Raw genomic sequence first — 11,904 nt, 5'->3', positions numbered from 1 at the left:
AATAAAAATACGGTGGCGTTACACACTGGCATCCTGTCTTAAGTAATACCAGCGTTGTTATAGCGGCTGAACGACGATCTGATTTTTTAACAGCCATTATTCCTGTGATCTGCTGTCCTGAAAAAAGAAGCGTATGGCCCATTGAATGAGCAAACGTAATAAGTTGTTCGGACACTATAAAACAGCGTTACAAGGTGCGACAATTAGGCGCACCTTGTGAGTCGGCGCTGCGTTGCAGCAGTTTATTAGCGTGCTTATCATGGTGCCACGCTCTCCCCCCATATCTGTCAGGATCACGCTGTCATGAAACCACAAAACGTCCTTGCACCTCGGCTCTCAGCTCGCCGGGTCGCTTGGTTGTTGATTGCTCTCTGTGCTGTTGTCTTTCCTTCCCTCTCTTATGCCGCTGCTGGCCCACTGAATTTAACGCTCTCTCTTGCCGGTATTACGTGTGTGGGTATCTTTGTACTCGCCTATGCTCTGGTAATGTCTGAAGAACTTCTCCACATGCGTAAATCCAAGCCAGTTCTGGTAGCGGCGGGGCTTATTTGGGCCATTGTGGCATGGGTGTATGTGCAGGCCGGTATGCCTGAAGAGGCTGAAATCGCCTTTCGGGAAACGTTGCTCGAATACACCGAACTATTGCTGTTTTTGCTGGTGGCGATGACCTATATCAACGCCATGGAAGAGCGGCGTATATTTGACGCATTACGTGCCTGGTTGGTGCGTAAAGGGTTTAGCTACCGCAGCCTTTTTTGGATTACCGGTTTTCTCGCATTTGGTATTTCTGCGATAGCCAATAACATGACCACGGCTATGCTGATGTGCGCGGTAATCCTGAAAGTGGCTGAAGGTGATAACAAGTTTATTAGCCTGTGCTGCGTTAACGTGGTGGTGGCCTCCAATGCTGGCGGCGCATTTAGCCCATTTGGGGATATCACTACGCTGATGGTTTGGCAGGCAGGACAAGTGCCGTTTAGCGGCTTCTTTGTACTGTTATTACCCGCTATCGTTAACTTTATGGTGCCTGCGGTCATCATGAACTTCTTTATTGTTAACCGCCAACCGGCAGCGCTTACTGAAAACGTCTGGCTCAAGCGGGGCGCACGCCGGATCATTGCGCTGTTTTTGCTGACCGTTGCCATCTCCGTACTCTGCCACTCGGTTCTACACCTGCCGCCTGCAATGGGCATGATGTTTGGTTTAGGACTACTGCAGTTCTTTGGATACTACCTGCGGCGCAGCCTGCCGCGTTCGCTAGAGCGTAAGCGGGTACGTTATTCACGCCGCGGCGACTGGAAGAAGCTGGAGCAGTTAGGCAGCGTGGTGCCGTTTGATATCTTTAGCCGTATCGCACGTTCTGAGTGGGATACGCTGCTGTTCTTCTACGGCGTCGTACTGTGTGTGGGCGGGCTTGGCTTTATGGGGTATTTAAGCCTGCTGTCTGAAACGCTCTACGGCAGTTGGAATCCCATCTGGGCTAACGTTGTGTTAGGGCTGATTTCAGCCGTGGTGGATAACATTCCGGTCATGTTTGCCGTGCTTTCCATGGCGCCCGATATGTCTGAAGGCAACTGGCTGCTGATTACGCTTACCGCTGGTGTTGGGGGAAGCCTGCTCGCCATGGGGTCAGCGGCTGGCGTTGCCTTGATGGGCCAGGCACGGGGTATTTATACTTTTATGGTTCACTTGCGCTGGGTGCCGGCTATTTTTCTGGGTTATGCCGCAAGTGTAGCGACACACTTATTTATCAACGCCTCCATGTTCTAGCGGTTAGGTGTTAATCTTTAGGGGTTAACACGGTATTGATAGAACACTAAAAAACGCCTCTTACCATTTTTGGTAAGGGGCGTTTTAGATGGTAAATACGTTTAACAACAGCTAATGGATACTTTTAAACTTACAGGTCGTGACCGGTAATCACCTGGCAAATATCGGCAAAGCTGCTCGCGACGGGAACCACCGTACTAACTTGCTTACCCACGGTGTTTTGAATATCGGTGGCTGATATTAAGCCACGAATGGTCAGTGCGTTATGGTCGTCGTACTGAGTGATCAACAGGTGCTGTTCAGTCACGTCTTCCATGACCAAGACAAGGTCTTCAATCGTCAGCGCCGAGAGCTGTTCCAGCGTCATCGCACTGAGTTTATCCCAGGAGGTCATGATCATATCCGCGGTTATTTCGTCGCGGTCAAGATTGCGCTGCTGCATGGCCAGGTTAATACGGCGTGTGCCGATCAGTTCTTTGGCGGTAAGAATACCGATGCAGTGCTCATTTTTGTCGGTTACAAACAGAAGCCGCACACCGCTATAACGCATTTTGAGATGTGCCTCATCAACAGGCGTGTCGGCGGCGACTGAATGAGGTTTCAGCGTTTGAAAGTCGGTAAGTACATCCAGCGCTGAACTTTCAGTCGTTAACCGCTTGGCACTCGGCGATTTAAGGCGGGGAGCGGCGCTGAATTTAATTAACGTTTTAGGTGCAAAAGCCACTTGATTCATCAGGGAACCTCCATTTTTATTTGGCCAACTGCTTACTGCCAATCAGCCTGGTACCCTCAGAGTCACAGTTAATTCTTATCGGAACCTTAAGGCTTGAAAACTAGCCTTGGCCGCTGTGGCGATTAAGCGTGACCTGTACGCGCAAACCGCCCCCTGGCGCATCATCAAATACCAGGCTGCCCGCATGCTGCGCCACTATCCGTTCCACAATGGATAATCCCAATCCTGACCCAGCGCCGGGGCCTGCGCGGTGAAAGCGCTCTGTAACGGCCTTGCGGGCTGATAAAGGAATTCCCGGGCCCTGATCATCCACTACTAAAATAATGGCGCTCAATTCCGCCTTAAGCTGAACGTGGATAGTTCCTTGAGGGGGAGAGTGCTGAATGGCGTTGCCCACCAGGTTTTGTGCGAGTGCTCCCAAGGTGCCGGGGACTTCGTTTAACGCCCACTGGCCCTGTTCATCGGCCTCTAGCTGCAGCGTTTGCTGCTGTTGCTGGGCGAGGGGAAGTAGCTTGGCCAGCGCGTCACGTACCTCAAACAGTGCATCAACAGGGCGTAATGGCAGGCTTGTTTCATCCGGGTCAAGCCTTGCCAGCGTTAACAGCTGGCTGACCAAGTGCGTCGAACGGGCAACGCCTTGGCGTAAATAATGAAGCGACTCCTCACGGTCCTGTGGGCTTTCTGCGGCCAAGGCGTTTTGGGCATGAAGGTCGAGTACGGCAAGCGGCGTACGCAGTTCATGGGCGGCATCGGCGATAAAACGTTTTTCGCGCTCGCGTAAACGCTGGATGCGCATCAACAGGCGATTGAGTGCACCGGAAATCGTCGCCAGCTCATACGGCAGAGGCGCAAGCTTAAGGGGTTGAAGATTATGTGGGTCTCGGTTGCGGATTTGCTCTGCCATTCTCGACAGCGGTGAAAGCCCCCAGCCGATGCTCCACCACAATAAAGACGTTAAGACGATTAACCCCATAAATTCGGGCAGCAGCGTACGCAGCGCTACCCGCCTGACCAAACGTAAGCGGATATCGTCACGCTCACCCACAATGACCCTGCGCCCCTCGGCAAGCGAAAGCGTATAGGTTTGCCACGTTTGCCCCTGGTACTGTTGCCGGGTGTAGCCACTTTGCGATACGGCAAGCGGCGCTAATGGTGCATCGGTTGAGCGCAGCAGTAGTTTATCGCCTTCCCACAGTTGAAAGACGAGCGCCTCAGGATTGCGCTGCTTGGTTTGCAGCGTATTTTCTACGCTTTGCAGAAGTGCCTGCTGATACGCGGGCGGAATAGGCGCCTGCATGAGCTCACCCAAAAGATGCGCGTGACGGGCAAGGCTTGCATCGTGCAACTGCTGAATTTCGTGCGTGGCGTAACGGTAGCTAACCACGCTAATGACCATAATACTGAGTAGAAACAGCAGCAGTGTGAGCCCTAAGGTTCGCCGGCGGATAGAGTTCACTGTTCGCCTCCCGGCGGCGCTTTATCCATCACATAGCCAATGCCGCGTACAGTACGAATCACCTCAGGGAACAGCTTGCGCCGTAAATGATGAATATGAACTTCAATGGCGTTGCTCTCGACATCCTCATCCCAGCCATAAATCAGGCTGGTCAGTGTATCGCGGGTAAAGACCCTGCCCGGGTGGCCCATAAATTCCTGCAACAGGGTAAATTCGCGCCGTGAAAGGGTAATGACGTTATCCTGATAGCTGACGCTTAGGGTAAGCGGTTCCAGGCGGATACCGCGACACTCCAGGTAATTATCCAATTGCCCCTGGCTACGCCTTAGCAGTGCCCGTAAACGGGCCTTGAGCTCTTCCACTTCAAAGGGCTTGACCAGGTAATCATCGGCCCCAGCATCCAGCCCCGCTATGCGGTCGTTGATACCGTCGCGGGCGGTGAGTACCAATATCGGAATTTGGCTGCCTTGGCGGCGTACTGCCTTGATAATGTGGAGGCCATCCAAACCCGGCAAGCCCAAATCGAGAATAACAGCATCAAACGGCTCAGCCTCTTTTAGTGCCATAAGGGCGCTATTGCCGTTATCCAGGTGATCAACCGTATAGTGTTCCGGCTTGAGCGCCAGGCGAATGCCCGAAGACAAGCTGGCGTCGTCCTCAACCAGCAGTATGCGCATGGTGTTAGTCACTCCTGTAGCAACGACCCGGTAAGAAGTAACAAAAGGTAGCATCGTTAGGGGGAGTCAGTCAGGATTAACATCAACGAAAGCAACACAGTGGCGCCCTGATTACTAATAAAGCCGACGGTCGATAGTGCATTGAAAAACACATCGCTTACCGCTTCAAGCCCATGATGAAGCACGAGAACTTCTCTATTCAAAAGGTAATATTAAGCCTGCTTTTTAATTTTTCTTCTATACTGTGAACGCGGGATTGAGGAATGCTTCTTTTATTCATGGAGGAAACGTTATGAAAATTTTGCTGTGGATTATCATCTTTATTTTTGCCGTCGGCCTTCTTACCCTTACGGGCGTCTTTAAGCTGATCTTCTAAACGTAGGCCTTTAAATCACCGTTTAGACCCTTTTGTTATTGCATCACCCGATAGGTGGCTCTCATCTATCGCCCTCTGGCTATCTGTGAAAAAAAAGATATTATCTCCTGGTATATTTTCCTGGAACACGGTTATCGATACAGGATTAAACGCCGCTATTATGGCGATAAATGCCAAGGGGGCAGGGTGAATTTCAAATGTATGCTGGGCGGGATAGTTGCGTTAGGAGTGCTATCGAGCGCCGCGCTTGCTGATGCGGAGGCCGAGGATGCAGCGCTTGCCGAGCGCCTTGCGCCAGTTGGCAAGCTCTGCCTGCAAGGGCAAACATGCCAACGTGTGGTGGCCCAGCCTGAACCTGATGCTTCCTTGCCAGAGGAGCCTGAATCGGAAAATATTGCCGCCCAATATGATGGTGAAGCGCTGTATGCCAGTGCAGGCTGTGGCGCTTGCCATACGGCAGGCATTGCGGGCGCTCCGGCAACGGGCGATAACGCCGCCTGGACCGCACGGCTTGCTCAAGGCACCGACACGCTTTACGCCAACGCCATTAAGGGGATTGGCGCGATGCCGCCCAAGGGCGGCCGGTTTAATTTCAGCGATGATGAGATCAAGGCAGCGGTCGACTACATGATCGAAGAGGTCGAATAACCTATCCACAAGCGGTTCCGGTGATCCACTTGTGGATAGTTTGGTCTGATCGTTACCCCAACAGAGAGCGCAGCCCGGCAATTGCATCCTTGCCGCGCGCCTGCTTCTTGTCCGGGTCCTCTTTATCCGCTCGACCTTCCCACTCCAGGTCTTCCCCGGGCAGTTCATCCAGAAAACGGCTGGGCTGGCAATCCATCAGCTCACCGTAGGCTTTGCGCTGGCGGGCAAGCGTGAGCGTGAGCGTACGCCGCGCCCGGGTAATACCCACGTAGGCCAGGCGGCGCTCCTCTTCCACGGTGCCCATTTCAATGGCATTGCGGTGGGGCAGCAGATCCTCTTCAAGGCCCAGCAGGTAGACATGCGGGAACTCAAGCCCTTTTGAAGCGTGCATGGTGAGCAGCTGTACGCGGTCTGAGTCATCCTCTTCGGCCTGCTGCTCCAGGATATCGCGCAGCACCAGCCGGGAAATTGCCGCCTCCACGCTATCGGTTTCAGTCGTCTCTGAGGCGGTATCCTCTTCCGGGTCACGGTTAAGCGACTTTTCCAACTGGTCGATCAATATCCACACGTTGGCCATACGCCGTTCAGCAATAGTGGGCGCACTGGCGTTCTGATAAAGCCACGCTTCGTAATCCATATCACGTAGCATGTCGCGGATAGCGGCAATTGCATCGCCCTGATCCATGCGTTTGCGCACACCGTCGATAAAGTGGGTGAACCGGCTTAACCGCTCGACAGCGCGGGTGGGTAGCGTCTGTTCCAGGCCCATTTCATGACACGCTGCAAACAGGGAAATCGTCCGCTCGGTGGCATAGTTAGCCAGTTTCTCAAGCGTGCCTGGCCCAATCTCACGACGCGGTACGTTTACTATCCGTAAAAAGGCGTTATCGTCGGCAGGGTTGATGAGTAGGCGCAGATAGGCCATGGCGTCCTTGATCTCATTACGCGAGAAAAACGACGTGCCGCCGGACAGCTTGTAGGGAATTTGGTAATGCTGAAGCTTGAGCTCTAAAAGCCGTGCCTGAAAGTTGCCGCGATAAAGGACGGCAAAGTCGCGCCATTCAGCCTTTTCCTTGATACGCCGAGTCAGCATTTCGCTGGCCACCCGCTCAGACTCCGCCTCTTCATGGCGATTCACGATCACTCGAATCGGGGCGCCGTCGCCCATATCCGACCACAAGGTTTTATCGTAGACGTGCGGGTTATTGGCAATCAGCGTGTTGGCCGCGCGTAGAATTGTCCCGGTCGAACGGTAGTTCTGCTCCAGCTTGATCACCTTCAGGCGCGGGAAGTCTTCGCCCAGCGTGATCAGGTTCTCGGGGCGCGCACCACGCCAAGCGTAGATTGACTGATCGTCGTCGCCCACCACGGTAAAGGTCGAGCGCTCGGCCATTAAAAGCTTCACCAGCAAATACTGGGACACGTTGGTGTCCTGGTACTCATCCACCAACATGTAGTGAATCTTGCGCCGCCAACGCGCCAGTGCCTCGGCATCGTTTTTCAAGAGCACGACGGGCAGCAGGATCAGGTCATCAAAATCTACCGCGTTGTAGGCTTTTAGATGACGGTTATAGGCTTCATAGACCCGAGCAGCAAAGTGTTCATCGTCATCGGCGGCAAAGGAAAGCGCGTCGCTGGGCAGCACCAGGTCGTTTTTCCAGGTGGATATTTTGCTCTGCACGGCATTGATCTGCTCGGCGTCGACCTGGGCGTCCTTGTTCATCAGGTCACGCAGCAGCGCCTTGGCATCTTCCGGGTCGAACAGCGAAAACCCCGGCTTGTACCCCAGCGTCTTCAGCTCGCCACGAATAATATTAAGCCCCAGGGTGTGAAAGGTGGAGACGGTAAGGCCATGACCCTCCTTGCCTTTCAACATTTGCCCTACGCGCTCTTTCATCTCGCGGGCGGCTTTGTTGGTGAACGTGACCGCCGCAATCCGGCGCGCACTCATTCCACATTCCTGAACCAGATACGCAATCTTGGTGGTGATAACGCTGGTTTTGCCGGAACCCGCGCCCGCTAATACCAGGCAGGGGCCATCAATGTAGCGCACGGCTTCCTGCTGACGCGGGTTAAGGCCTTTAATGCGGCTAAGAATGGATTGCGGGGGCGAGGGCGTCATTAGGCACGTTATCCTTGGCGGTTTTTCATCTACAATCAGGCGTTTCTACGCGCATAACATGGATAGGCAGGTGGTGATGTTTGAAGTAGCGCTGTTTGAGCCGCGTATGGCACCCAATACGGGTAATATCATGCGCCTGGTAGCCAACAATGGCTGTCGTTTACATTTAATCGAGCCGCTGGGCTTTGATCTTGAAGAAAAAAAGCTGCGCCGTGCTGGGCTTGATTACCGCGACCTGGCGAATGTGACGCGTCATGCTGATTTTGCTGCGTTTCAAAACGCCATGCCGGGGCGACGTATCTGGGCGATTACCACCAAGGGTACACGGCCCCACAGCGAGGCAGACTTTGCGGCTGGCGATGTACTGCTGTTTGGTTCTGAAACGGCTGGTCTCTCTGCCGAGGTGCATCAGGCGCTGCCAGACGCCCAAAAGCTACGCATTCCCATGCAGCCCAATAATCGTAGCCTAAACCTTTCCAACGCGGTGGCTATTGTGAGCTATGAAGCGTGGCGCCAGCAAGGTTTTGCTGGCGCACTTGCTACTTAGCTAGGCGGCAATACCATAGCGGTCTCGATAAGCGCGCACGGCTTCTGCATAGGCGAGCATTTCGCCACCAGCATGCTCTTCAAGGTAAGTAAGCACTTGCTCAAGCGTGACGATGCTCACCACCGGCATGCCATACTCGGCCTGGACTTCCTGGATGGCGCTCTGCTCGCCCTGGCCGCGCTCCTGGCGATCCAGGGCAATGATTACGCCGCCTGCCCGGGAACCGCTTTGCTCAATCAGGCTCATGACTTCGCGGATGGCCGTACCGGCGGTAATCACATCATCAATGATCAGGATATCGCCCGCCAGTGGCGCACCCACAATGTTGCCGCCTTCGCCGTGGGTTTTGGCTTCCTTACGATTAAACGCGTAGGGCATGTCCTGGTCATGATGATCCGCCAGTGCCGCAGCGGTCACTGCCGCCAGTGGAATGCCTTTGTACGCTGGGCCAAACAGCACATCGGCTTTCAAGTCGCTGTCGACAATGGCCTGGGCATAAAAACGGCCTAACTTGGCCAGCGCGCGGCCGGTCTGGAATAGCCCAGCGTTAAAAAAGTAAGGGCTTACTCGCCCAGATTTAAGCGTAAACTCACCAAACTTGAGAACGCCCTGCTCAATGGCAAAGGCGATGAATTCGCGCTGATAGGGTTGTAGAGTGGTAGCCACGGCGTTCCTCATTAGGCGGTGGGTGCATGTCAGCCTGAAGGCAACAATAAAACGCAGGTAAATAGCAAGAAATGGTTGGTCTCTTTACCCAAACGTCTAAACGTCGGGTATCATACAGCAGCGACGCAAAAGGGACGATTTATGAAAATTGCCAGCATCAATGTTAATGGTATACGTGATGCCGTCGACCGTGGCTTCCTGGACTGGCTGGCTCAGCAGGACGCCGATGTGGTCTGCGTGCAGAACATCAAGGCAAAAAGTTTTGAATTAGGTGACCATATTCTTTATCCGGAAGGCTATGAAGGCTATTTCCTGGATGCAGAAGAAGATGGGTTCTCCGGTGTTGGGCTTTACTGCCGCAAAATTCCCAAGGCGATCATGTATGGCCTGGGTTTTCCGCAGTGCGATCATGAAGGGCGCTTTCTGCAGGCGGATTATGACCGCTTCAGCATTGCTACCTTTTTGATGCCCGATGGCAGCGACCAGAAAGCCAAACAGGCGTTTATGGAGCAGTACCAGGAGTACCTGACGAAGATGTCGCGCAAACGTCGCGAATACATCATCTGTGGTACCTGGAATGTGGCCCATAAAACGGTCGATTTGGCCAATTGGTCGGATAATCAGCTCACCTCCGGTTTCCGCCCCGAAGAGCGCGCCTGGATGGATCAGGTGCTTGGCCCAACAGGGTTTATCGACACCTTCCGCGAAATCAATCGCGATGCTGGCGAATACACCTGGTGGCCGAAGCTTGACCAGGAAGTGCCACGCAGCCGTCAGGAAGGCTGGCGGATCGACTATCAGTTAGTCGGCCCCAACTTCCGTCGTCACGTGGTCGACGCATGGATCGATAAAGAGGCAACTTTCTCCGAGTACGCCCCGCTAATTGTCGAGTACGATCTCGCCCTTTAAGCATCTTTCCCGCGTCGTCGTTAACCAATGAGCCGACCATGGTCGGCTCATTGCGTTGGCGATTAAACGGTCTAACCGCGAATACCCAGCGCCTCACTCTGATACTCAATTAGCTCAGAGCCCGCCTTTTCGGCCAGGTCCAGCATGGCGTTTAGCTCCGTGCGGTTAAACGCGCCTGCTTCAGCCGTGCCCTGTACTTCAATCAGCTCGCCGCTTTCGGTCATCACCACGTTCAAATCGGTATCAGCCTTGCTGTCCTCGGGGTAGTCAAGGTCCAGCACCGGCGTGCCTTTATAGATACCCACTGAAATCGCGCTGACCAACTGTTTGAAAGGATCGCTTTTAATCTTCTTCTCACGCTGCAGATAACGAATGGCATCCACTAGCGCGACACAGCCACCCGTAATTGACGCCGTACGCGTGCCGCCGTCTGCCTGAATGACATCGCAGTCCACGGTGATCGTGAATTCGCCCATCTTTTTCAGGTCGACCGCTGCCCGCAGGCTCCGGCCAATCAAGCGCTGAATTTCCAGCGTGCGGCCACCCTGTTTGCCACGTGTCGCCTCACGCCCACTGCGTGAGTGGGTCGCACGGGGCAGCATGCCGTATTCCGCGGTGATCCAGCCCTGGTTTTTGCCGCGCAGCCAGCGCGGTACGCCCATTTCTACGCTGGCATTACACAGCACTTTGGTATCGCCAAACTCAACCAGTACAGAGCCTTCCGCATGACGGGTATAGTCGCGGGTCAGGCGGATCTCACGCAACTGGTTGGCCTCGCGACCACTGGGGCGAACAACTTCAGGACGCATAGCACCTCACAAAAAGCACTTCACAATAAGCGCGTAACTAGGAAAAGCCTACTATTGTACACGTCTTCACGTTCAAGCCTGCCCTTATCGGGTAGACTGAGGAAAACGCGTTCTCAAAGGATAATCATCATGACCACTTTACGTCGCGTACACAGCATGACCGCTTTTGCCCGTATTGAGGAGGCTGCTTCCTGGGGCACGCTGCACGTCGAAATTCGCTCGGTGAACCAGCGTTACCTGGAGCCGCATTTTCGCCTACACGAAAGCCTGCGCGATCTCGAACCGATACTCCGTGAAATCCTGCGAACCCGCCTGGCACGAGGCAAAGTAGAGTGCAGCATACGCTTTGAAAGCTCAGAAGCCGTACAGGCCCCTACGGTAAATACCGCACGCCTGGCCGCGATTTCTGATGCGCTTACGACGATCCAGCAGCACGTGCCCAGCGCCGTACCGCCCACCACGCTTGAGCTTTTAAACCAGCCTGGCGTGATGGAAACCCAACACCTGGATCAGTCTGCCATCAAAGCAGCTGCCAAAACGTTGTTTGAGCAAGCGCTGGAGGAACTCATCGATGCCCGAGCCCGTGAAGGCGACAAACTCGCCGAAATGATCAGCACACGCCTTACCGCGGTAAGCGAACAGGTCGCTACGGTCAAAAGCCTGTTACCCCAGCTATTAGAGCGCCAACGTGCTCAACTGCTGGAGCGCCTGGAGATAGCCAAAACGGAACTCGACCCCCAGCGCCTGGAAGCTGAGCTGGTACTGGTGGCCCAAAAAGCCGATGTAGACGAAGAGCTCGACCGCCTCACGGCCCATGTCGAAGAAGTCAGCTGCCAGCTCACTCAAACAGGCCCTAAAGGCCGCCGCCTGGATTTTCTGATGCAGGAGCTAAACCGCGAAGCCAACACGCTTTCATCCAAATCCATTGTGGCCGAAAGCACCCGCTGTGCGGTAGAGCTTAAAGTGCTGATTGAGCAGATGCGGGAGCAGATTCAGAATATTGAGTGATGTCGACGTAACAATATGACCAAGCTCTAATTTTTAGTCATTAGTAATAAGAGTGTTTACCATCTACAGTTGCAATAATTGTTAAGCCACTAGGAAACTAGTTTTCCGTACTATTTGTTGCATCCATTAGCTTCTTTGGTTTTAAAAAGCTAACGTATTTAAAGAGAATGCCGTGAGAGGGAA

12 protein-coding genes are annotated in these 11,904 nt (G+C 53.9%); 5 read left to right on the top strand and 7 right to left on the bottom strand.

The window, feature by feature from the left end:
- Positions 1–303: 303 nt before the first annotated feature.
- The gene (gene nhaD, locus ACT3TC_RS07105) at positions 304–1,770 is read left to right on the top strand and encodes a sodium:proton antiporter NhaD (protein WP_172118710.1); all 1,467 of its coding nucleotides are present in this window, start codon (positions 304–306) and stop codon (positions 1,768–1,770) included.
- A gap of 130 nt (positions 1,771–1,900) precedes the next feature.
- On the opposite strand, the gene ACT3TC_RS07100 is transcribed toward nhaD, so the two are convergent.
- The 4 genes from ACT3TC_RS07100 to ACT3TC_RS07085 form a co-directional block, all read right to left on the bottom strand.
- Positions 1,901–2,503 (bottom strand): CBS domain-containing protein, encoded by a 603-nt coding sequence (locus ACT3TC_RS07100; protein ID WP_087110219.1) that lies wholly within the window; start codon positions 2,501–2,503, stop codon positions 1,901–1,903.
- A gap of 100 nt (positions 2,504–2,603) precedes the next feature.
- Positions 2,604–3,959: an ATP-binding protein gene (locus ACT3TC_RS07095; protein WP_444639593.1), complete on the bottom strand. Its 1,356-nt coding sequence runs from the start codon at positions 3,957–3,959 to the stop codon at positions 2,604–2,606.
- Complete coding sequence (locus ACT3TC_RS07090; RefSeq protein WP_444627715.1) at positions 3,956–4,636, bottom strand: response regulator; 681 nt, start codon at positions 4,634–4,636, stop codon at positions 3,956–3,958. The genes ACT3TC_RS07095 and ACT3TC_RS07090 overlap by 4 nt, the downstream gene beginning before the upstream one ends.
- A 56-nt stretch (positions 4,637–4,692) precedes the next feature.
- Positions 4,693–4,821, bottom strand: coding sequence for a hypothetical protein (locus ACT3TC_RS07085; RefSeq protein ID WP_444639592.1), 129 nt, complete (start codon positions 4,819–4,821; stop codon positions 4,693–4,695).
- Positions 4,822–5,198: 377 nt separating this feature from the next.
- Here ACT3TC_RS07085 and ACT3TC_RS07080 point away from each other — a divergent pair, with 377 nt between their 5' ends.
- On the top strand, positions 5,199–5,660 hold the full coding sequence (locus ACT3TC_RS07080) for a c-type cytochrome (RefSeq protein WP_444639591.1): 462 nt from the start codon (positions 5,199–5,201) through the stop codon (positions 5,658–5,660).
- Positions 5,661–5,712: 52 nt separating this feature from the next.
- Here ACT3TC_RS07080 and rep read toward each other — a convergent pair whose 3' ends face one another.
- Positions 5,713–7,782, bottom strand: a complete 2,070-nt coding sequence (gene rep, locus ACT3TC_RS07075) for a DNA helicase Rep (RefSeq protein ID WP_444639590.1) — start codon at positions 7,780–7,782, stop codon at positions 5,713–5,715.
- 76 nt (positions 7,783–7,858) lie between these two features.
- Here rep and ACT3TC_RS07070 point away from each other — a divergent pair, with 76 nt between their 5' ends.
- Positions 7,859–8,329: a tRNA (cytidine(34)-2'-O)-methyltransferase gene (locus tag ACT3TC_RS07070; RefSeq protein ID WP_193056952.1), complete on the top strand. Its 471-nt coding sequence runs from the start codon at positions 7,859–7,861 to the stop codon at positions 8,327–8,329.
- On the opposite strand, the gene pyrE is transcribed toward ACT3TC_RS07070, so the two are convergent.
- Positions 8,330–8,995 carry an orotate phosphoribosyltransferase gene (gene pyrE / locus ACT3TC_RS07065; protein WP_444639589.1) on the bottom strand — a complete coding sequence of 222 codons (666 nt, stop codon included), beginning with the start codon at positions 8,993–8,995 and terminating at the stop codon, positions 8,330–8,332. It abuts the gene before it with no gap.
- A gap of 141 nt (positions 8,996–9,136) precedes the next feature.
- On the opposite strand from pyrE, the gene ACT3TC_RS07060 reads away from it, so the two are divergent.
- The gene (locus ACT3TC_RS07060) at positions 9,137–9,904 is read left to right on the top strand and encodes an exodeoxyribonuclease III (protein ID WP_172118705.1); all 768 of its coding nucleotides are present in this window, start codon (positions 9,137–9,139) and stop codon (positions 9,902–9,904) included.
- Positions 9,905–9,975: 71 nt separating this feature from the next.
- On the opposite strand, the gene rph is transcribed toward ACT3TC_RS07060, so the two are convergent.
- Complete coding sequence (gene rph, locus ACT3TC_RS07055) at positions 9,976–10,713, bottom strand: ribonuclease PH (RefSeq protein WP_444639588.1); 738 nt, start codon at positions 10,711–10,713, stop codon at positions 9,976–9,978.
- Between the two features lie 129 nt (positions 10,714–10,842).
- Here rph and ACT3TC_RS07050 point away from each other — a divergent pair, with 129 nt between their 5' ends.
- The gene (locus tag ACT3TC_RS07050) at positions 10,843–11,721 is read left to right on the top strand and encodes a YicC/YloC family endoribonuclease (RefSeq protein ID WP_444639587.1); all 879 of its coding nucleotides are present in this window, start codon (positions 10,843–10,845) and stop codon (positions 11,719–11,721) included.
- Positions 11,722–11,904: the final 183 nt, after the last annotated feature.

Source organism: Halomonas sp. AOP27-A1-41 (genome assembly GCF_052378605.1).
Taxonomy (GTDB): Bacteria; Pseudomonadota; Gammaproteobacteria; order Pseudomonadales; family Halomonadaceae; genus Vreelandella; species Vreelandella citrativorans.
Note: the sequence above shows the minus strand (reverse complement) of the source record. Positions and strands in the feature narration are given on the sequence as shown.